Raw genomic sequence first — 20212 nt, 5'->3', positions numbered from 1 at the left:
GGTTAGGGTGAGGGGAAATGTTTAAATAAACTCGACGATATCATCGTCATTCGGCTTAGCGCCGCTGAGCGCTTCATCAAAGTAGTGCTTCGGTACGGTATAACGCAGATGATCGAGCGCGAACTGCATGCTGCGATCGTCAATGGCATGCCCCAGATCGTCTACAATATCCAGCGTCACATCTCCACCCTCGCGCATCAGCGTCTCCTGGGCAGCTACTGCATGCGAAAGCTCAATTACCCGGTCTTCCCCCCCATGAATGAGATGGATCGTGGTCTGCGTGGTCGCGCTTTGCGGTAACGTCGCAAAACGCCCGTTAAAGGCAATCACGCGGGACACCAGTCCGGGCTGCGCTTTTACGCTTTCCAGCGACATGATTGAGCCCTGAGAGAAGCCAATCAGCGCCGTTGCGTCGGCGCCTACGCCGCTCTGCTGCTGCCAGTAACGCACGGTATCGATAAAGGCTGGCATAACGGTATCAATACGCGCCTGACGATTCTCCTCCGTCACGCCCTCGACGGAAAACCACTGCCGACCGTCCGGACCGCACGGCTCCACGCCGCCGATGCTGACGATCAGCGCGTGTGGGAAAACGGGTGCAAACCAGCTGCCAATCTGTCCCATATTGACGGCATTGTCGCCCACGCCATGAAACAGAAGCAGGAGCTGTTTAGCAGGCGTATCCGGGCTTTGCACAACAAAATGGTCATGTTTCATGGCGATCTCCTTAATTGATAAGCAGGATTTTACGCCTCTGCGGGGTAATGACCATGCCACTTTACTGAAGAAGTCATTGAAAAAATTGCCATTGCAAAATGTCGGCTTTCAGCTGCTGGCTACGGGAGTAATCAAGCCTTTCAAGCGCGTGTGCGGTTTCCTCGCGTAGCTTCGCCAGCAACGCTTTGCGCCCGAAATCGTGCGTATTCCCTTCCATTTTCCCGCGCAGCGCCGGGAGTGGGATGTCCACGGCTAACACCAATCGCGTTAACGCCGCAACCGAGGTTGAAAACGCCCGGTGAGCAAAGGCAAACCCCGCCAGCTCCAGCCAGTCATCACTATTAAGGGTAGCTTCCCATGCATCCGTCACCGGGATCTTTTCGCCATTCCAGGCCGACAGGACGCGCATATCACGACATAAACGCTGATGCGCCTGTTCGCAGAGCTGATGCCCCGCCTCGCTCAGCGGCAGCAACGCCATCGCCGTATAGCACCCGCTGCTGGCTTCCCGGTGGCTGCCCATCCGCACCAGCACAAACCCGCACTGCCGCCAGAAACGCCACAGCTCGTCGGTATAGCCAAAGCTGACCGAGAGATAATCTTCTCCGCTGGCACTGCGGATCAGCCGCTGGCCGATGCCTTCCCGCTGGCGATGGGGATGAACCGCAATGCGGCTGACGCGTCGGCCTTTCAGCGTCGCCGCGAGCGGCGAACCGCCGTGCGCCGCCAGCGACTGCGCCACCAGATTTCCACGCGGCCGACGAAACCCCGCCCATACTGCGCGGCTAAGTTCAGGGGGTAATCCCCCCTCCTCCACCAGCCAGAGCGCGCCAGCGATCTCCGCGCCCGCCTGAGCAACAGCAAAGTGCTGGCCGGGGGCGTCCATCATCCGGCGTAAATCGAGGGGGGACGTTCGGTAGTGCGCGGCACAAAGCAGTTCATACACGCCTGCCCCGCGCGCCGGATCGCTCTCCCATATCCCGGGCTCCAGCGACGTTAAACGTACCTCCCCTGCCGGTTTGCGATCGATAAGCGCATCGTCGAACAGCAGCGCGTTCGCCACTATCCGCTCAAGGGGGCATCCGGTAGCCCAGCGAACTGGCGTGGATAAGGTATAACGCCGCAGCCCGCTGAACCGGGCGCAGAACTTCAGCAGGAATCCCCTGCCCGTGCCTTCATAACCCTGCACCGTGGTGGTCAGCAACACGCGGGGAAAGCGCGACGCCAGCTTCTCCAGCAGCGGGCCGGGGATAGCGGCTGCCTCATCGACAATCAGCCAGTCAGCTTCTGTGGTGGAGGCCAGCAGCGCATCCGGGGCCATAAAGTGAAAACGTTCCCCGGCGAAACGCGCGATGACATCCGTCGCCCCTTTTGCCGGTGCCGTCACTACTGCACTCCCCTGAATGCCGCTCAGCAACATGCCCGCCAGGGCGGACTTTCCGCGTCCGCGCGGCGCCGTCACGGCGGCCACGCCCGCAGACATGGTCAGAAGAGCGTCGAGGATTTCAGCCTGCTCGCGCTGCGGTTCACCGCTGGCGGGCTGCCAGGCGGGTAAATCTGGCGCAACGGGAAGGCACAGAGGACGATGTTGATGCCAGACGATGGCATCTGAATCGGCGGCAAGCATCCGACAAAAGTGGTGAACAAAGTGCGGGGTGGCGATCGGCTCTGCGCTGTCGCTCCAGCGCAGAGAATCCCTGTCGGGCCTGTCGGCCCAGACGGAGAACGGCGGCACCAGCAGCACCAGAAGGCTTCCGGCGCGCAGGGTCCCGCTGAGGGCGGCGAAGGCCGAGACGTCAAATCCGCGACGCGCGTCAAAAACGGCATGCAGGTATTCACGTCCCAGCAGGCCGCTGATGGCCTTAGAGGGGTTTTCCTCCAGCCACAGCCAGTCTCCTGGTAACGTATCGCGCAGATGGGTCACCTGGCTCAACGTCCACGCTTCATCGCCGCTAAGCACCACCAGCCGGCGGTGCCCGGTACGCTGAAGCTGGTTAACCAGCTGTTCAAACCCCAACATCACATAGCTTTGCCGAAGGTATTACACTGCGACGGGTTGCCGCTGTCGAAGCCACGCTTAAACCAGCTGTAGCGCTGCTCTGAGGTGCCATGGGTAAAGCTGTCCGGCACAACGCGCCCCTGGCTCTGCTGCTGCAAGCGATCGTCACCAATCGCCTGTGCGGCATTCAGGGCCTCTTCCAGATCGCCTGTTTCCAGCACGCCCTGCTGCTGCATGCTGTGTCCCCAGACGCCAGCGAAGCAGTCGGCCTGAAGCTCCATGCGTACGGACAGACGATTCACCTCCGCCTGAGACGCATTCTGCTGCATCTGACGCAATTTAGGCTCAATGCCGAGGAGCTTCTGCACATGGTGGCCGACTTCATGCGCGATCACGTAGCCCTGGGCAAAATCGCCGTCGGCGCCCAGCTTGCTTTTCATGTCGTCATAGAAGGAGAGATCGATATAGACGGTGCTGTCCGCCGGGCAGTAGAACGGCCCCATAACGGACTGCCCGGTGCCACAGCCGGTGCGGGTTGCGCCCCGGTACATCACCAGTTTTGGCGGCTGATAAGTCCGCCCCATTTTCTCGAACTGCTGACCCCAGGTATCTTCGGTCGTCGCGAGAATAACGGAAGTAAATTTCGCCGCTTCATCTTCATTCGGGCTGATGGAGCGCTGAGAATACTGCTGCTGTTGCCCGGTTTCACCGGTCATCAAACCGGTCAGGTCGACACCGTAGTAGCCCGCCACCAGCACGACGACCAGCAGAATAATGCCGCCCTTGCCGCTGGGTAACCGGAAACCTGGCCCGCCCATAGACGGACCACCGCCACCACTGCTGCGTCTGTCTTCTACGTTGTCACTTTCACGACGCCCTTGCCAGCGCATAAACACCTCGAACTATTCCATTTATAATAGCTATGATCGTAGGCGGTTAATGAAAGGATTACCATAGTAAACAAGGATAAGACGCCAAAGGATGCCCACATCCTTTGGCAAATGCGCAGTTTAGTCGAGCTTAACGCCTAAACGGTGAGCAACCGCTTCGTACGCTTCGACCACGCCACCCAGACTCTGGCGGAAACGGTCTTTGTCCATTTTATCCAGCGTCTCTTTGTCCCACAGGCGGCTGCCGTCCGGAGAGAATTCGTCGCCCAGCACCACTTCGCCTTTGTACAGACCGAACTCCAGCTTGAAGTCGACCAGGATCAGGCCCGCGTCATCAAACAGCTTTTTCAGCACGTCGTTGGCTTTGTAGGTCAGTTCCTGCATGCGCGCCAGGTTCTCTTTGCTTACCCAGCCGAAGGTTTCACAGTAGGATTCGTTGACCATCGGGTCATGCATGGCGTCGTTTTTCAGGAACAGATCGAACAGCGGTGGATTCAGTTCGATACCTTCTTCAATGCCCAGACGCTTCACCAGGGAGCCTGCGGCACGGTTACGGATCACGCACTCAACCGGCACCATATCCAGTTTTTTTACCAGACATTCCGTATCGGACAACAACGCTTCCATCTGAGTCGGGATACCGGCTTCGGCCAGTTTGGTCATAATGAAGTGGTTGAACTTGTTATTCACCATGCCCTTACGATCGAACTTCTCAATGCGTGCGCCGTCTCCTGCTGACGTATCATTGCGGAATTCGAGCACCAACAGATCCGGGTTTTCCGTGCTGTATACGGTTTTCGCTTTGCCACGATACAACTCAGCTTGCTTCTGCATCTTCATTACTCCTGGTGTGATGATTTGTATTCAAAACTGGCCATATTATGCCACGCACACGTTTGCGTAGCACGAAAATAAAAAGGGCTGGATTAACCAGCCCTCACTATTATTTGCTGAATGCGGCCTGGAAGGCAGCGACCAGCGCATCGTTCTGCGCCTGGGTCAGCGTGTGTCCTTTCGGATCGATAAATTGCAGGCTGCTGCGGTTATCGAGGTCGCCGACCTGGATTTTGTAGTCACCGGAAGGCAGCTGTGGATCGCTTGCCCCCAACTCCTGCCAGGCGCTATCAGACAGCGGCTTATAGGTCGCTGTGATACTGCCCGTTGAACGGGTGCTGTCAGTCACCTTCATGCCCACTTTTTCAAGCGTTGCTGGCAGACGCTGCCAGGTCTGGTTAAACGGCGCACGCACCACCAGCATCGGCAGACCGGTATCGTCTGCACCGCTCTGCACGTCAAAGGTTGAGCCGTTACGGTTCTGCGCGGCGTTTGCGGCATCGGTAGCGTTCTTATCCAGACCCGCTGCAATCACGTTCAGCATTTCAGTGCTGTAGCGCTGCATGGCGGACGGATCGGCAACCGGTTTACCTGCCTGCTCAAGATTCAACAGCTTAACGGTAACCGCCTGCTGATAACCCTGCGGCTTAACGGAGACTTGATAACGACCACGGTACTGCTGGTCTTCATCGAGACGGTTCCACTCAATCCAGTCGGTGGTTAAAGCTTGGCTGGCGTCGTCGCGTTTATCAATCGTATAGTTTTTCGACTGAATGACGCTTACAACCTGCGGCCACAGCGTTGTACCGCGTGCGCTTTCCACCAGCAGAGAAGCTGTATCACCGGTGAACTGCGTGCGCGCGCCGCTCACGAGCGCCAGAGGCTGAGCTGGCGGACGAATATCGAGCGCTTTACCCACCAGGCCGCTGCCGTTGGTAACCGGAATATTATAATCACCGTTCTGGATCGGCAGGATCATGCCGGCAGGCGCGTGAAGTTCAGCAAGCGGCGGCGCATCCAGATAGGATTCATCACCGCTCACCTGGCGCTTGTAGCGCGAGTCTGAACTACAGGCAGCGAGGAGCATAACAAGCGAAACACCCGCAACCTTCGCCAGGCGCGACTTCTGTACTGAATAAGCCATCAAATCTCCCTAAACTTTACAGCAAACCGGCATGCTTCAGCGCGCCAGCGACAATTTCACGACCGTGGTCGGTAATCGGTGTCATTGGCAGACGCAGCGTGTCGGTTGCTACAAGCCCCAACTCCTTACATGCCCATTTCACTGGGATCGGATTGGGTTCGACAAATAATTTATTGTGCAACGGCATCAGACGCTGATTAATCACGCGAGCTTCATCAAAGTGACCGGCTGCGGCCAGTTTGCACATGTCAGCCATATCGCGCGCCGCCACGTTCGCCGTCACGGAAATCACGCCGTTACCACCGAGCTGCATAAAGTCCAGCGCGGTCGCATCATCACCGCTCAACAGGATAAAGTCGTCTGAAACCAGCTCTTTGATCTGATGAACGCGGCTTAAGTTCCCTGTCGCCTCTTTAATCCCGATAATATTTTTTACTTTCGAGAGACGGCCAACGGTTTCCGGCAGCATATCGCAACCGGTACGGGACGGCACATTATACAGAATTTGTGGCAAGTCAGTATGTTCAGCGATGGCTTTGAAATGCTGGAACAAACCTTCCTGAGTAGGACGGTTGTAATAAGGGGTCACCGTCAGACAGCCGACAATGCCGCTGTCGTTAAAACGTTGGGTCAGACTGATAGCTTCTGCGGTTGCGTTTGCGCCCGTCCCCGCGATGACCGGAATACGCCCGTCCGCCAGTTCCAGGGTCAGCATCACAACGTCGCCGTGCTCTTCGTGGCTCAGCGTAGCGGATTCACCGGTAGTCCCTACCGAAACGATCGCCGAGGTTCCATTGGCGACATGGTAATCAATGAGCTTCTTCATGCTTGACCGGCAGACATTACCTTTTTCATCCATCGGTGTAACAAGCGCGACAATACTTCCCGTGAACATGAGCCATCCTCTGTGCGAACAAGAGCCTCAATGTTACGTTTGGAACTGTAATAAAAGCAAGCGACCTGAGGCTCTCAGGCGGTTGTATGCATGTTTTTTTTATGCTTTCCTTAGTAAGACTTAACCACGCAAAGGAAGAACAGGTTTGACAACCTCATCACAACATTACCTGGTTATCACTGCGCTGGGTGCTGACAGGCCGGGTATCGTGAATACCATCACTCGCCACGTGAGCAGCTGCGGCTGCAACATCGAAGACAGCCGGCTGGCTATGCTTGGCGAAGAGTTCACGTTCATCATGCTGCTTTCCGGAACATGGAATGCCATTACCCTCATCGAATCTACCCTGCCGCTGAAAGGCGCAGAGCTGGATTTACTGATTGTGATGAAGCGCACCACCGCGCGCCCGCGTCCGGCTCTGCCTGCCACGGTCTGGGTACAGGTTGAAGTGCCTGATTCACCTCATCTGATTGAACGTTTTACGGCGCTGTTTGACAGCCATCAGATGAACATTGCCGAACTGGTTTCCCGCACGCAGCCGGGCGATGAAAACGCAATCCCGACGCTGTTTATTCAAATTACCGCACACAGCCCTGCCTCGCAGGATGCGTCAAATATCGAGCAAGCGTTCAAAGCCCTCTGTACAGAATTACACGCGCAAGGCAGTATAAGCGTCGTCGATTATTCGCAGCACGAACAGGATGGAGTTGAGTAATGAACCCACTGAAAGCCGGTGATATCGCACCGAAATTTAGCTTACCGGATCAAGACGGCGAGCAAGTAAATTTGACCGACTTCCAGGGACAGCGTGTTCTGGTCTATTTCTACCCGAAAGCCATGACCCCGGGCTGTACCGTACAGGCCTGCGGTCTACGCGACAACATGGATGAGTTGAAAAAGGTCGGTGTGGAAGTGCTGGGCATCAGCACCGATAAGCCAGAGAAGCTGTCACGTTTTGCGGAAAAAGAGCTGCTGAACTTCACGCTGCTTTCCGATGAAGACCACCAGGTTTGCGAGCAGTTTGGCGTCTGGGGTGAGAAGTCCTTTATGGGCAAAACGTACGACGGTATTCACCGTATCAGCTTCCTGATTGGCGCTGACGGTAGAGTTGAGCACGTGTTTGATGATTTCAAAACCAGCAACCACCACGACGTGGTGTTGAAGTGGCTGAAAGAAAGTGCCTGAAAGTGAGTGTCGGGTGGCGGCTTCGCCTTACCCGACCTACAAGAATAAGTAGGCCGGGTAAGCGCAGCGCCACCCGGCAAAACTACTTCTCCTCCACCGCCGGCACATCCGGCCACGCGTGGACCACGGCTTTAATCAGCGTCGCCAGCGGAATGGCGAAGAACACGCCCCAGAATCCCCACAGCCCGCCGAAAATCACCACTGACAGGATAATCACCAGCGGATGCAGGTTAACGGCTTCTGAGAACAGCACCGGTACCAGCAGGTTCCCATCCAGTCCCTGAATAATCAGGTATACGGCGAAACAGCTCCAGAACTCCGTACCCAGACCAAACTGGAACAGCGCCACACCGACTACCGGAATGGTCACCACAAACGCGCCGATATACGGGATCAGAACCGAGAATCCGACCAGCACCGCCAGCAGCAGCGAGTAGTTCAGCCCGAAGATCACGAAGCCAATCCAGGTCGCCACGCCCACCACAATCATCTCCAGCACTTTGCCGCGAATGTAGTTGGTGATCTGCTGGTTCATCTCCTGCCAGACCTGACCGGCGAGACCGCGATTGCGCGGCAGCACGCGGCGCACCGCGTTCAGCATCTGCTCTTTATCTTTGACCAGGAAAAACACCATTAGCGGCACGAGAACAAGGTAAACCGCCAGCGTCAGCAACCCCACCAGCGAGGCCAGAGAGTATTTCACCACCGAATCACCCATGGTCATGATGCGGGCGCGCATGTTTTCGGCCATCGCATCGATGATCCCGGCGTCCATCAGCGCAGGATAGCGGCGCGGCAGCGTGGCGGCAAAATCAGACAGTTTATTCAGCATGCCGGGCATATCACGGATCAGGTAGATCCCCTGTTGCCAGGCGATGGGCATCACCACGAAGGACATCAGCAGCAGAATGCCGACAAACAGCACCAGGACAATGCTGGTCGCCCAGCGGCGGGAACAGCCGATATGTTCCAGACGCGCGGTGGGCCACTCCAGCAGATACGCCAGTACAATCGCCACCAGTAGCGGTGCCAGCAGGCCACTAAAGAAGAACAGGATACCGAATCCGGCAACCAGAATGACCAGCAAAGCAATGGCTTCCGGGTCGCTAAACCGACGCCGATACCACTGCATTAACATTTCGAGCATACAACCCTTCCCTGAATCGAATGGCGGGAGTGAGACGGTGAATTGTATCTAACTGTCACAAAAAAGACTTTCCTTTTTGTTTCACTGTCAGGTTTCGCAAAACCCTGATGAATGGGATTTTCTTCATCTCTTAACACGGCTACACTCGCAGAGCAGCGGAGATGAACGTTATGCGGGTTCATCGGTCAAATTAGCACATCCAAAATACAGGACAGTGGTTATGTTCAGGCAGTTGAGAAAAACACTGGTTGCGACACTGATTGCCGCCGTGACGGTGGGTCAGGTGTTGCCCGCTTTCGCTGACTCGTCCGATTCATTGCCGGACATGGGCACCACGGCAGGAAGCACGCTCTCCATCGGGCAGGAGATGCAGATGGGTGATTATTACGTACGCCAGCTGCGCGGCAGTGCTCCGCTGATTAACGACCCTTTGCTGGTGCAGTACATCAACGGTCTGGGGATGCGGCTGGTGGCGCACGCCGACTCGGTAAAAACGCCCTTCCATTTCTATTTAATCAATAACGACGAAATCAACGCCTTCGCCTTCTTTGGCGGGAACGTGGTGCTGCATTCGGCGCTGTTCCGTTATTCCGATAACGAAAGCCAGCTGGCGTCCGTCATGGCGCACGAAATTTCGCACGTCACCCAGCGCCATCTGGCGCGTGCGATGGAAGATCAGAAGCGTAACGCCCCCCTGACCTGGGTGGGCGCGCTGGGTTCCATTTTGCTGGCGATGGCCAGCCCGCAGGCCGGGATGGCGGCGCTTACCGGGACGCTGGCGGGGACGCGTCAGGGGATGATCAGCTTTACCCAGCAGAACGAGCAGGAAGCAGACCGCATCGGCATTCAGGTTTTACAGCGTTCCGGCTTTGACCCGCAGGCCATGCCGAGCTTCCTGGAAAAACTGCTCGACCAGGCACGCTACTCGTCGCGCCCGCCTGAAATTCTGTTGACCCACCCGCTGCCGGAAAGCCGACTCTCGGATGCCCGTAACCGTGCCAACCAGATGCGTCCGGTCGTGGTGCAGTCTTCGCAGGATTTCTACATGGCCAAAGTGAGAACGCTTGGCATGTACAACTCCGGACGTAATCAGCTCACCAGCGATCTGCTGGACGCGCTGGCGAAAGGCAACGTGCGCGAGAAAAACGCGGCGCAGTATGGTCAGGCGCTCCAGGCGATGGAGGCCAGCAAGTACGATGAAGCGCGTAAAGCGCTACAGCCGCTGCTGGCGTCGGCGCCTGACAATCCATGGTATCTTGACCTCGCCACCGATATCGATCTGGGGCAGAAAAAAGCGACCGATGCGATCAATCGTCTGAAAGGGGCGAAAGACATTCGCAACAATCCGGTATTGCAGCTTAACCTGGCGAACGCCTACCTACAGGGCGGCCAGCCCGGCGAGGCGGTGACCATTCTGAACCGCTACACCTTTAACAATAAAGATGACCAGAACGGCTGGGAACTGCTCGCCCAGGCCCAGGGGCAACTGGGTAACCGCGATCAGGAGCTGGCCGCGCGTGCGGAAGGCCTGGCGCTGGCGGGTCGCCTCGATCAGGCCATTTCCCTGTTGAGCAGCGCCAGCTCACAGGTGAAGCTTGGCAGCCTGCAACAGGCCCGCTACGATGCGCGAATCGACCAGCTGCGCGGCCTGCAACAACGCTTTAAGCCGTACGAGAAGATGTAATAAAGGAGAAGTCATGACAGACGCGGTAAAAATTTACCATAACCCTCGCTGCTCCAAGAGCCGCGAGACGCTGAATCTGCTGAAGTCTAACGGCATCGATCCGGAAGTGGTGTTGTATCTGGAGACGCCGCCGGATGCGCAGACGATCCGCCAGCTGCTGAAGATGCTTAACATGGGCAGCGCACGCGACCTGATGCGTCAGAAAGAAGATCTGTATAAGTCGCTTAATCTGAACGATACCAGTCTCACTGAAGATCGGCTGATTCAGGCGATGGTCGACAATCCTAAGCTGATTGAGCGCCCGATTGTCGTGGCGAACGGCAAGGCGCGTATAGGCCGTCCACCGGAAGACGTGCTCGGGATCGTCTAATCGTTACGCCGCAGCGCTTCCAGAAACGCCTGCGGCGTACGCTCTCCCAGCTTTTTCTGCGCTTTTCCCCGGTTGTAAAACTCACACAGTTGGATCAACAGCGCTCCCGCCGGTTCACTGTTCACCCGCGGAATGATCTCACGTAACGGCACGGTGGCCTGAAGGGCAAGATAATACTGTGAATGCACTTTTACGGTGACGTTATGCTCCGGCAAGTTCACTGCCAGCCCAAAAGTCTCAACAGATTGAATATCAGCCGGACAGGCAGCCAGCACCTCGTTCGTCCAGCGGGTCAGCAACTGCGGCGAGACACCGGCATAAAGCCGGGCGTAGCACCAGCCGCTAACGGGTTCACGCGCCCAGAGCAGGTGTTGCTCCCCACCGTCGTCCATATGCAGCGATAGCGGCTGATGATGCAGAAGTAGCTTCTGCGGCATGATACCGGCCTTCAGCGCCTTTTTGCCCTGCAACGACGCCCCCTTTTGTCTTACCGAAGCCGGTTTGAGGTAGCGGTTCAGGGTCGCGCGGGAAACGGCGATCCCGAGTCCGTCATTCACCAGCAGCAGCAGTTCATCCAGCGGTGCACCGGTGATATCACGCAGAGCATTTATCAGTGCTGCCTGCTCTTGTCTCAACGCTTTATGTATCACTTTTGGCGTGGTGTGGTTATCCGAAACCTGGTCGCGGTTGCGCCAGCGCCTGACGGTGGTGACCGAGATACCCAACTCAACGGCAAGCTCTCTGTCGCTTTTATCTGACTGCTGAAGATAACGACGGATACGCGGTGTGGTGGTGGCGTTGGCATGCAGTTTGATTTCCATCGCGTCTCTCTCCGCAACTAATCTTATGAGATTTATATCAGAGCAGCGAATGCTTTGTGACCGATTTCACCTTTCGCTCGCCGCGCTTCACTGATAATCCACAGACATAACATAAACAACACCTCTCAATCTTGTACGGAGTTCACAATGAACAATGTTCTGGGATTTCTTGAAGCAAAACTGATGCCGCTGGCGGCGAAAACGGCCCAGCAGCGTCATCTTGGGGCCATTCGTGGGGCCTACGTTTCATTCATGCCGTTTATCATCGTCGGCTCCATCCTGCTGGTGATCTCCTCCTTCCCGAATCAGGCCTATCAGCAGTTTATGTCTCAGGCCTTTGGTGAGAGCTGGAGTGCGATTATAGAGATCCCGTTTAACGCGGTGTTCTCAACCATGTCGCTGTTTATCAGCTTCCTGGTGGCCTACCGCCTGGCTGAGCATTATGGCGAGGACCGCATCTCCTGCGGCATCCTGGCGCTGGTCGCGTTTCTGATCCTGACGCCCTTTATCAAAGTGGCGGAAAACGGCGGCATTACCGTGATGCCGGTGGAGTGGATTGGCAGCAAAGGGCTGTTCGTGGCGATGATCGGTTCCCTGCTGTGGACGGAACTGTTCTGCTGGCTGAAGCGCAAAAAGCTGGTCATCAAAATGCCGGACGGCGTGCCTCCTGCGGTGCAGGAGTCGTTCGCGGCCCTGATCCCGGCCCTGCTGGTGATGATTCTGGTGCTGCTTATCCGCATCATCTTTGAAAACACCCACTACCACACCATCCACCAGTTTATTTATGAAGTGGTTGCCACCCCGGTGCGCCACTACGGCACCTCTTATTTCGGGGCGCTGATGACCGTATTCAGCATCACCATTCTGTGGTCAGTGGGCATTAACTCAGGTTCGATGATCAACGGGATTATTCGTCCGCTGTGGATGGAGAACCAGACCGACAACATCGCCGCGATTCAGGCGGGAACGACGCCGCCGCACATCATCACCGAACAGTTTTTTGACATGATCTGGATGGGCGGCGCGGGCGCCACGCTGTCGCTGGTGATTGCGATGCTGATTTTCGCCCGCAGCAAAAACATGCGCGAAGTGGCGCGCCTCGGTGCGGGTGCCTCGGTGTTTAACATCAACGAACCGATTCTCTTTGGCCTGCCGGTGATCATGAACCCAATCATGCTCATCCCGTTCAATCTGGTGCCGCTGGTGCTGGTCACCGTGCAGTATTTGGCGATGAAAATTGGTGCGGTCGCCGTCACCACCGGGGTGTTTATCCCCTGGACGCTGCCGCCGGTCATCAGCGGCTTTATTGTCACCGGGCACCTGAGCGGCAGCGTGATGCAGCTGATCAACCTGCTGATTGGCGCCATGCTGTACCTGCCTTTCATGCGTATCCTGGATAAACAGTACCGCGCGGCGGAAATAGCCAGCGTTACGCAAACCGACACCACCCTTGCAAAACAGGAGTAAAGCATGTGGGGAATTATCGCAACCTGGCGAATGGCGCTTGAAGGCGTCACGGAATCCGCGTCTGCCCTGGCTGCGGGCAAACCTGTCGCTGCGGCGGTAGTGGATGCCGTCGCCGCCGTCGAGGACTTTCCGTTTTATAAATCCGTCGGCTACGGCGGGCTGCCCACCGAAAACGGCGAGGTAGAGCTGGACGCGGCCTATATGGACGGCGACACGCTGGCGTTCGGCGCCGTGGGGAATCTGGTGGATATCGCCAACCCAGTGCGCGTGGCGCACGCGCTCAGCCGCCAGCGCTATAACAGCCTGCTGGTCGGCCAGGGCGCGCGCGAATGGGCGCTGAGTCAGGGCTTTGCCGATAAAACCATGCTCACGGATCGCGCCATGCAACACTACCGTAAGCGCTGCCGCGAAACGCTGGATAAGGGGTTAAGCCCCTACGACGGACATGACACCGTCGGCATCATCGGCCTCGATAAACAGGGCTCGATGAGCGTCGCCACTTCCACCAGCGGCCTGTTTATGAAAAAACGCGGTCGCCTCGGTGACTCACCCATCATCGGCTCCGGCTTTTACTGCGACAGCGAAACCGGCGCGGCCACCGCCACGGGCGTCGGTGAAGATCTGATGAAGGGCTGTACCAGCTACGAAATCGTTCGCCGGATGGCGCAAGGCATGACGCCGCAGCAGGCGGCGGATTCGGTCGTGTTCGAACTGGAAGACAAACTGATGTCGCGCTTCGGTCGCGCGGGCGATCTCTCCGTGGTGTGCATGAACAGCAAAGGAGAATTTGGCGCCGCGACCAACATCAAAACCTTCTCGTTCGTGGTGGCGACGGCTCGCCAGCCCCTCACCGTTTTCCGTACTGAACGCCTGCGGGAGAAAACGCACTATCACGCGGTAGATGAGGAGTGGATGCAGGCCTATGCCACGCGGATCCGCGCACCGATTGAGGAGTTATGATGATCACGTACCAGTTTATCAACGCGCTTTCAGACGCGAAGCCGCAGAGCCATTTGATTGCGCGCGCTGACAGTTCCCTGTTACCGGATAACGCTCTTATCGCTGAAATGCGCCAGCAGAGCACCGTCGCGGACGCGCGCTTTGGCTGCGCGCCGTTTGCCCGCATCACTCTGTTGCCGGATGCGCTCTGGCATGACGCCCTGACCGAAGGGTTGATCACGGCCCTGCGACCGCTGCTTACCGCCCCCGCCAGCGCCGAACTCGTGCTGGACGTGACGGATATCGACGATGTGGTGCTGGCGCAGGTACTGCGTTTTCTCTTTAATCAGGCGCACATGCTCAGTGACCTGAAGCTGAAGAAGACGGACGAAGCGCTGCGTCTTACCTGCATCACTGCCCTCTGCCTGCCGGAACAGCAGGCGAAGCTGGAGACGACCTTCCGCCAGCAGCAGGCCATTGCGCTCGGCATGGTTGCGGCACGACGTCTGGCGGATATGCCATCCGACCGCTGTACGCCGCAGTTTGTGGTGGAAGAGGCGCAAAAACTGTGTGCCGCCAGCCCTGCTCTGCGCTGCGAGGTGTTGGATGAAAAGCAAATTGTTGAGCAGGGGCTGGGGCTACTGCACGCCGTTGGCAAAGGGGCGACCTGCCCGCCTCGCCTGCTGGCTATTCACTATAACGGCGTGTCTGATGGCCCGGTGCGCTGCTACGTGGGAAAAGGCATTACCTTTGACACCGGCGGCCTGTGGCTGAAGGAAGGCGCGGGCATGTACACCATGAAATATGACATGTGCGGCGCGGCTAACGTGCTCGGGCTGATGCTGACCGTTGCGGAGCTGAAATTACCCGTGCGCATCATGGGCGTGCTGGCGCTGGCGGAAAACGCCATCGGCCCCGACGCCATGCAGCCCGGCACGGTGGCAACAGCCTGCAACGGCATTACGGTGGAAATCAACAACACCGATGCCGAGGGCCGGCTGGTGCTGGCAGACGCTATCGCCTGGGCGAGTCAGCGCCATCCGCAGGCGCATTATATTATTGATATGGCGACCTTAACCGGAGCGGTGGTGAAAGCGCTGGGGTATGAGCTGAGCGGGCTGATGACCCAGGATGAGCCGTTGCGTCAGGCACTGACGCTCGCGGGCAAACGGAGCGGCGACGAGGTATGGTCCCTGCCGCTGGATGCGAGGCTGAGAAAGCAAACCGACAGCGCGATTGCCGATCTGTGCAACACGCCGACCAACAATGCGGCGATCAGCGCCTCGGCGGCGTGGCTGCTGCACCATTTCTGCCCGCCGACTATTCCGTGGGCGCATCTGGATATCAGCGGGACGGCGCTGTGGCGAGAAAACGGACGGAGCGTGGCGTCGGGAAGACCGATTCCGCTGCTGGTGGAGCACTTGTTGGGGGATCTTTAGCCGGGTGGCGGCTGCGCCTTACCCGGCCTGCAAGGTATGACGGGTTTTCGTAGGCCCGGTAAGCGCAGCGCCACCGGGCAAAAAACTCAAAGCTTAAGAATATCTTTCACAAACGGAATGGTCAGCTTGCGCTGGGCGGTGATGGAGGCGCGATCGAGCTGATCGAGCGTATCAAAGAGCGTGCGCATCTCCCGATCCAGACGCTTGAGCAGGAAGCGCCCTACGTCTTCCGGCAGTTCAAATCCGCGCAGTCTGGCGCGCAACTGAAGTGCCTGGAGTTTGTCTTCATCCGACAGCGGTTGCAGCTTGTAGATTTGCCCCCAGTCCAGACGAGACGCCAGATCCGGCAGCCCCAGATTGAGCTGGCGCGGCGGACGATCGCCGGTGATCAGCAGCCGGGTTTTGCCCGACTCCAGAATGCGGTTGTAGAGGTTAAAGATCGCCATTTCCCACGGTTCGTCCCCCGCCACGCATTCGATATTATCGATGCAGACCAGGGAGAGATGTTCCATGCCCTCCAGCACCTCAGGCACAAACCAGGTGCGTTTATCCAGCGGCACGTAGCCTACCGCGTCACCGCGCGCAGAAAGCTCCGCACAGGCGGCATGCAGCAGGTGGCTGCGTCCCGCGCCTTCGCGTGACCAGATATAGATGTATCCGCTGTGTTCCTGGCGCAGCACGTTTTGCAGTGCAGCCAGTAAAGAGGGGTTATCACCCGGCCAGAAACTCGCGAAAGTTTCATCGTCAGGGAGATAAAGTGGCAGAGAGAGCTGTGCCGGTCCGTTCAGAAATACCTCAACCAGAGATCTTACATAAAATCGGAATGGAGTTTAACACGGAACCTGCAAGGAGAGAACCGGGCGATCCTTCGCCCGGCATGACGATCAATGTGGCGCTTTTTCGCTGTCGTCCGCGTCCAGCACCACCTCTTCCGGGCGGATCACCGAGATCAGCTTGAAAATCAGGCTCAGGCCGACGCCGACGATGGTCGCCAGCGCCATACCCTTCAGCTCTGCCGCGCCGATGTGCACCTTCGCGCCGCTCACGCCGATAATCAGGATAACGGAGGTCAGGATCAGGTTCTGCGCCTTGCTGTAATCCACTTTGGATTCAATCAGCACGCGAATACCGGAGGCACCGATCACCCCGTACAGCAGCAGAGAAACGCCGCCCATCACCGGCACCGGGATAATCTGGATCGCTGCCGCCAGTTTACCAACGCAGGAGAGCAGAATGGCGATGATCGCCGCGCCGCCGATAACCCAGGTGCTGTAGACGCGGGTGATCGCCATTACGCCGATATTCTCACCGTAAGTCGTGTTTGGCGTGGAGCCGAAGAAACCAGAGATGATGGTGGAGAAACCGTTGGCAAACATGGAGCGATGCAGGCCCGGGTCGCGGATCAGGTCGCGCTTCACGATGTTCGCCGTCACCACCAGGTGGCCGACGTGCTCAGCAATCACCACCAGCGCGGCAGGCAGAATGGTGAAAATGGCGAACCATTCAAAGCGCGGGGTGTAGAAGGTTGGCAGCGCGAACCAGTGCGCCTCGGCAATCGGGGTGGTATCCACAACGCCCATCACGAAGGAGAGCGCGTAACCCGCCAGCACGCCGATCAGGATTGGGATAATCGCCATAAAGCCGCGGAAGAGGACGGAACCGAATACCGTCACGCCCAGCGTCACCAGCGAAATAATAATGGTTTTAGAATCCGGTGACTGACCGTCCGCAGGCAGCAGCCCAGCCATGTTCGCCGCCACGCCCGCCAGCTCCAGGCCGATGACGGCAACGATGGCCCCCATTGCCGCAGGCGGGAACATCACGTCCAGCCAGCCGGTACCGGCTTTCTTCACGATGAAGGAGACCAGGCAGAACAGCACGCCGCACATAATGAAGCCGCCCAGCGCGACCTCATAACCCAGCGGCAGCAACAGCAGTACCGGGGAGATAAACGCGAAGCTCGACCCGAGATAGGCCGGGATTTTGCCTTTACAGATGAAGAGGTAAAGCAGCGTACCGATGCCGTTAAACAGCAGCACGGTAGCCGGGTTAATGTGAAACAGGATTGGCACCAGCACGGTTGCGCCAAACATGGCGAACAGGTGCTGCAAACTAAGCGGGATTGTCTGTAAAAGCGGCGGTCTTTCACTCACCCCGATAGCACGGCGCGTCATAGTGTTTTCCTCTGAGTGTCATTGTTGGTTTTTATTCAAAAAAAAGCCGACTATCAAAGTCGGCTTCTTTATCGTTATTCGATTATTTAGTACCAAAAATCTTATCGCCGGCATCGCCGAGCCCCGGGATGATGTACCCGTGCTCGTTCAGTCCCTGGTCGACAGACGCGGTATAGAGTTCAACGTCCGGGTGCGCTTTTTCCAGCGCCGCGATACCTTCCGGCGCCGCAACCAGTACCAGCACTTTGATGCTGCTGCATCCCGCTTTTTTCAGCAGGTCGATGGTGGCTATCATCGAACCGCCGGTCGCGAGCATCGGGTCAACCACCAGCGCCATACGCTCATCGATGTTAGAGACCAGCTTCTGGAAGTACGGGACCGGCTCAAGCGTCTCTTCGTTACGGTAGATACCCACCACGCTGATACGCGCGCTTGGGACGTGCTCCAGCACGCCTTCCATCATGCCCAGACCCGCACGCAGGATTGGCACCACGGTAATTTTTTTACCTTTGATCTGCTCAACCTGTACCGGGCCGTTCCAGCCTTCGATGGTCACTTTTTCCGTTTCCAGATCAGAGGTCGCTTCGTAGGTCAGCAGGCTACCCACTTCAGAAGCCAGTTCGCGAAAACGCTTCGTGCTGATGTCATGCTCACGCATCAGGCCCAACTTGTGTTTAACGAGTGGGTGTTTCACTTCCACAATCTTCATTCTCTTTCTCCTCTGAGGTGGCATCCGCAAAAAAATCGCGGGATTATACCGCTTTTTTCGGATTGCGCCATACCCATCTTGCTTGACATACATCAATCAAAAACAAAAAAGCCGGAGGCGAGGCTCCGGCTTGGGGGCGGGATTCTGCCGGGTGGCGCTAACGCTTACCCGGCCTGGACATCCCGTAGGCCCGGTAAGCGCAGCGCCACCGGGCAATTATAGCTGCTCTCCGTTGCTGGCAATCACCTGCTTATACCAGTCGAACGATTTCTTCTTGCTGCGGTTCAGCGTACCGTTACCTTCGTTATCTTTATCGACAAAGATAAAGCCGTAGCGTTTCTTCATCTCGCCGGTGCCGGCAGAGACCAGGTCGATACAGCCCCACGGCGTGTAGCCCATCAGATCCACGCCGTCTTCCACCACCGCTTTTTTCATCTCGCGGATGTGGGCGGAAAGGTAGTCGATGCGGTACTGGTCGTTCACCGTGCCGTCGCTCTCCTGCACGTCGATCGCGCCAAAACCGTTTTCCACAATAAACAGCGGCAGCTGATAGTGATCCCAGAACCAGTTCAGGGAGTAGCGCAGCCCGACAGGATCGATCTGCCAGCCCCAGTCCGATTTCTGCACGTACGGGTTAGAAACCAGGCTCTTGCTCTCGTCGTAATCCAGCGTCGGATTATCCGCCGTCGCTTTGGTAGCGAAAGACATGTAGTAGCTGAACCCGATGTAATCCACGCAGCCCTGCGTCAGCGCCACTTTATCTTCTTCGGTAATATCCAGCGCGAAGCCGCGACGTTCAAAGTAGTTGAGCAGATGCTGCGGATACTTGCCGCGCACGTGAACGTCGGTGAACCAGTAGCGGCGATGCATGGCGTTCATCGCCATCATCATGTCGTCCGGGGCACAGGTCAGCGGATAGATGGGGCACATGGCAATCATGCAGCCGATTTGCAGTGACGGGTTGATCTCGCGCCCCGCCTTCACCGCCAGAGCACTGGCCACCAGCTCATAGTGCGCCGCCTGGAACATCACCGGCTCGCGATCTTCTCCCGGCGCATATTTCAGCCCGGAGTTGGTAAACGGCGCAAAGTCTTCGTGGAAGTTGGCCTGGTTGTTGATCTCGTTAAAGGTCATCCAGTACTTCACTTTATGCTGGTAGCGCTCAAAAACGACCTTCGCGAAGCGGACAAAGAAGTCGATCAGCTTACGGTTGCGCCAGCCGCCGTATTCCGTCACCAGGTGGAAAGGCATCTCGAAGTGGGAAAGCGTGATCACCGGCTCGATGCCGTGCTTCAGGCACTCGTCGAACAGATCGTCATAGAATTGGAGTCCCGCTTCGTTCGGCTCCAGCTCGTCGCCTTTCGGGAAGATACGCGTCCAGGCGATGGAGGTGCGAAAGCATTTGAACCCCATTTCGGCAAAGAGTTTGATGTCTTCTTTATAGCGGTGATAGAAGTCGATGGCTTCGTGGTTTGGGTAATTTTTCCCCTCCATCACGCCGTTGGTGATTTCACGCGGTACCCCATGGGCACCTGCCGTCATGACATCGGCAACGCTCACGCCCTTGCCGCCCTCTTTCCAGCCGCCTTCAAGCTGGTGCGCCGCAACGGCCCCACCCCACAGAAAACCTGCTTTAAATCCTGACATTCGCTATCCCTCATTCTGCGTTATTTTCTGCAAAAACAGTTACAGAAACCGGTTTCAGTTTGATGATGTGCAAAGGGGATTGCCGTTGCAAGCAGATCGCCGAAACCGGTTTCATTTTCGTGAACAGAGTCAAGTTTGTTGCCCTGTACAG

At 57.3% G+C, this 20212-nt stretch carries 19 protein-coding genes; 7 read left to right on the top strand and 12 right to left on the bottom strand.

The annotated features are described in order from the left end of the window. Window positions 1-21 precede the first annotated feature (21 nt). From ypfH to dapA, 6 genes are all read right to left on the bottom strand, one after another. A complete protein-coding gene (gene ypfH / locus CU081_RS10720) occupies window positions 22-717 on the bottom strand; it encodes an esterase (RefSeq protein WP_003860531.1) in 696 nt (231 codons plus the stop codon). A gap of 73 nt (window positions 718-790) precedes the next feature. Then, window positions 791-2737: a tRNA(Met) cytidine acetyltransferase TmcA gene (locus CU081_RS10715; protein ID WP_003860533.1), complete on the bottom strand. Its 1947-nt coding sequence runs from the start codon at window positions 2735-2737 to the stop codon at window positions 791-793. Further along, window positions 2737-3606, bottom strand: coding sequence for a KPN_02809 family neutral zinc metallopeptidase (ypfJ, locus tag CU081_RS10710; protein WP_003860536.1), 870 nt, complete (start codon window positions 3604-3606; stop codon window positions 2737-2739). Before ypfJ ends, CU081_RS10715 begins: the two co-directional genes overlap by 1 nt. 120 nt (window positions 3607-3726) lie before the next feature. Next, window positions 3727-4440 carry a phosphoribosylaminoimidazolesuccinocarboxamide synthase gene (gene purC, locus CU081_RS10705; RefSeq protein ID WP_003860538.1) on the bottom strand — a complete coding sequence of 238 codons (714 nt, stop codon included), beginning with the start codon at window positions 4438-4440 and terminating at the stop codon, window positions 3727-3729. A 109-nt stretch (window positions 4441-4549) separates the two neighbouring features. Beyond that, window positions 4550-5584: an outer membrane protein assembly factor BamC gene (gene bamC, locus CU081_RS10700; protein WP_003860539.1), complete on the bottom strand. Its 1035-nt coding sequence runs from the start codon at window positions 5582-5584 to the stop codon at window positions 4550-4552. A gap of 16 nt (window positions 5585-5600) precedes the next feature. Continuing rightward, window positions 5601-6479 (bottom strand): 4-hydroxy-tetrahydrodipicolinate synthase, encoded by an 879-nt coding sequence (gene dapA, locus CU081_RS10695; protein ID WP_003860542.1) that lies wholly within the window; start codon window positions 6477-6479, stop codon window positions 5601-5603. A 145-nt stretch (window positions 6480-6624) separates the two neighbouring features. On the opposite strand from dapA, the gene CU081_RS10690 reads away from it, so the two are divergent. Continuing rightward, window positions 6625-7194, top strand: coding sequence for a glycine cleavage system transcriptional repressor (locus CU081_RS10690; protein WP_000213743.1), 570 nt, complete (start codon window positions 6625-6627; stop codon window positions 7192-7194). Then, window positions 7194-7664 carry a thioredoxin-dependent thiol peroxidase gene (bcp, locus tag CU081_RS10685; RefSeq protein ID WP_003860544.1) on the top strand — a complete coding sequence of 157 codons (471 nt, stop codon included), beginning with the start codon at window positions 7194-7196 and terminating at the stop codon, window positions 7662-7664. The genes CU081_RS10690 and bcp overlap by 1 nt, the downstream gene beginning before the upstream one ends. An 82-nt stretch (window positions 7665-7746) precedes the next feature. On the opposite strand, the gene CU081_RS10680 is transcribed toward bcp, so the two are convergent. Further along, window positions 7747-8811: an AI-2E family transporter gene (locus CU081_RS10680; protein WP_003860546.1), complete on the bottom strand. Its 1065-nt coding sequence runs from the start codon at window positions 8809-8811 to the stop codon at window positions 7747-7749. Window positions 8812-9031: 220 nt separating this feature from the next. On the opposite strand from CU081_RS10680, the gene bepA reads away from it, so the two are divergent. Further along, complete coding sequence (bepA, locus tag CU081_RS10675; RefSeq protein WP_003860547.1) at window positions 9032-10495, top strand: beta-barrel assembly-enhancing protease; 1464 nt, start codon at window positions 9032-9034, stop codon at window positions 10493-10495. 13 nt (window positions 10496-10508) lie between these two features. Continuing rightward, entirely contained in the window at window positions 10509-10865 is a 357-nt protein-coding gene (gene arsC, locus CU081_RS10670; protein ID WP_003860549.1) for an arsenate reductase (glutaredoxin), read from the top strand. Here the strand turns inward: arsC and CU081_RS10665 are convergent. Then, window positions 10862-11686: a hypothetical protein gene (locus CU081_RS10665; RefSeq protein WP_003860550.1), complete on the bottom strand. Its 825-nt coding sequence runs from the start codon at window positions 11684-11686 to the stop codon at window positions 10862-10864. The genes arsC and CU081_RS10665 overlap by 4 nt on opposite strands. A 147-nt stretch (window positions 11687-11833) precedes the next feature. Here CU081_RS10665 and celB point away from each other — a divergent pair, with 147 nt between their 5' ends. Genes celB through CU081_RS10650 form a run of 3 tightly spaced genes read left to right on the top strand, consistent with a single transcriptional unit; the run spans window position 11834 to window position 15531 of the window. Then, window positions 11834-13153 (top strand): PTS cellobiose transporter subunit IIC, encoded by a 1320-nt coding sequence (gene celB / locus CU081_RS10660; protein ID WP_003860552.1) that lies wholly within the window; start codon window positions 11834-11836, stop codon window positions 13151-13153. Between the two features lie 3 nt (window positions 13154-13156). Next, window positions 13157-14113 (top strand): N(4)-(beta-N-acetylglucosaminyl)-L-asparaginase, encoded by a 957-nt coding sequence (locus CU081_RS10655; protein WP_003860554.1) that lies wholly within the window; start codon window positions 13157-13159, stop codon window positions 14111-14113. Further along, window positions 14113-15531 carry a leucyl aminopeptidase family protein gene (locus tag CU081_RS10650; RefSeq protein WP_003860555.1) on the top strand — a complete coding sequence of 473 codons (1419 nt, stop codon included), beginning with the start codon at window positions 14113-14115 and terminating at the stop codon, window positions 15529-15531. The genes CU081_RS10655 and CU081_RS10650 overlap by 1 nt, the downstream gene beginning before the upstream one ends. Window positions 15532-15617: 86 nt before the next feature. Here CU081_RS10650 and CU081_RS10645 read toward each other — a convergent pair whose 3' ends face one another. The 4 genes from CU081_RS10645 to CU081_RS10625 form a co-directional block, all read right to left on the bottom strand. Next, window positions 15618-16319 (bottom strand): DnaA inactivator Hda, encoded by a 702-nt coding sequence (locus tag CU081_RS10645; protein ID WP_211482948.1) that lies wholly within the window; start codon window positions 16317-16319, stop codon window positions 15618-15620. A gap of 96 nt (window positions 16320-16415) precedes the next feature. Then, on the bottom strand, window positions 16416-17705 hold the full coding sequence (gene uraA / locus CU081_RS10640; RefSeq protein WP_003860558.1) for a uracil permease: 1290 nt from the start codon (window positions 17703-17705) through the stop codon (window positions 16416-16418). A gap of 82 nt (window positions 17706-17787) precedes the next feature. Next, a complete protein-coding gene (gene upp / locus CU081_RS10635) occupies window positions 17788-18414 on the bottom strand; it encodes a uracil phosphoribosyltransferase (protein ID WP_003860560.1) in 627 nt (208 codons plus the stop codon). A gap of 216 nt (window positions 18415-18630) precedes the next feature. Continuing rightward, window positions 18631-20061, bottom strand: coding sequence for a 6-phospho-beta-glucosidase (locus CU081_RS10625; protein WP_003860562.1), 1431 nt, complete (start codon window positions 20059-20061; stop codon window positions 18631-18633). Window positions 20062-20212: the final 151 nt, after the last annotated feature.

The organism is Enterobacter sp. CRENT-193, assembly GCF_002787395.1.
In the GTDB taxonomy this organism is placed as follows: Bacteria; Pseudomonadota; Gammaproteobacteria; order Enterobacterales; family Enterobacteriaceae; genus Enterobacter; species Enterobacter hormaechei_C.
This window is presented reverse-complemented; position numbering and strand designations above follow the sequence as displayed.

Coding starts and splice junctions, on each gene's coding strand:
- upp (WP_003860560.1), bottom strand. CDS start 18,414: ATGAAGATTGTGGAAGTGAAACACCCACTCGTTAAACACAAGTTGGGC.
- bamC (WP_003860539.1), bottom strand. CDS start 5,584: ATGGCTTATTCAGTACAGAAGTCGCGCCTGGCGAAGGTTGCGGGTGTT.
- CU081_RS10680 (WP_003860546.1), bottom strand. CDS start 8,811: ATGCTCGAAATGTTAATGCAGTGGTATCGGCGTCGGTTTAGCGACCCG.
- dapA (WP_003860542.1), bottom strand. CDS start 6,479: ATGTTCACGGGAAGTATTGTCGCGCTTGTTACACCGATGGATGAAAAA.
- purC (WP_003860538.1), bottom strand. CDS start 4,440: ATGCAGAAGCAAGCTGAGTTGTATCGTGGCAAAGCGAAAACCGTATAC.
- CU081_RS10655 (WP_003860554.1), top strand. CDS start 13,157: ATGTGGGGAATTATCGCAACCTGGCGAATGGCGCTTGAAGGCGTCACG.
- bcp (WP_003860544.1), top strand. CDS start 7,194: ATGAACCCACTGAAAGCCGGTGATATCGCACCGAAATTTAGCTTACCG.
- arsC (WP_003860549.1), top strand. CDS start 10,509: ATGACAGACGCGGTAAAAATTTACCATAACCCTCGCTGCTCCAAGAGC.
- ypfJ (WP_003860536.1), bottom strand. CDS start 3,606: ATGCGCTGGCAAGGGCGTCGTGAAAGTGACAACGTAGAAGACAGACGC.
- CU081_RS10650 (WP_003860555.1), top strand. CDS start 14,113: ATGATCACGTACCAGTTTATCAACGCGCTTTCAGACGCGAAGCCGCAG.
- uraA (WP_003860558.1), bottom strand. CDS start 17,705: ATGACGCGCCGTGCTATCGGGGTGAGTGAAAGACCGCCGCTTTTACAG.
- CU081_RS10715 (WP_003860533.1), bottom strand. CDS start 2,737: ATGTTGGGGTTTGAACAGCTGGTTAACCAGCTTCAGCGTACCGGGCAC.
- CU081_RS10665 (WP_003860550.1), bottom strand. CDS start 11,686: ATGGAAATCAAACTGCATGCCAACGCCACCACCACACCGCGTATCCGT.
- bepA (WP_003860547.1), top strand. CDS start 9,032: ATGTTCAGGCAGTTGAGAAAAACACTGGTTGCGACACTGATTGCCGCC.
- celB (WP_003860552.1), top strand. CDS start 11,834: ATGAACAATGTTCTGGGATTTCTTGAAGCAAAACTGATGCCGCTGGCG.
- CU081_RS10625 (WP_003860562.1), bottom strand. CDS start 20,061: ATGTCAGGATTTAAAGCAGGTTTTCTGTGGGGTGGGGCCGTTGCGGCG.
- ypfH (WP_003860531.1), bottom strand. CDS start 717: ATGAAACATGACCATTTTGTTGTGCAAAGCCCGGATACGCCTGCTAAA.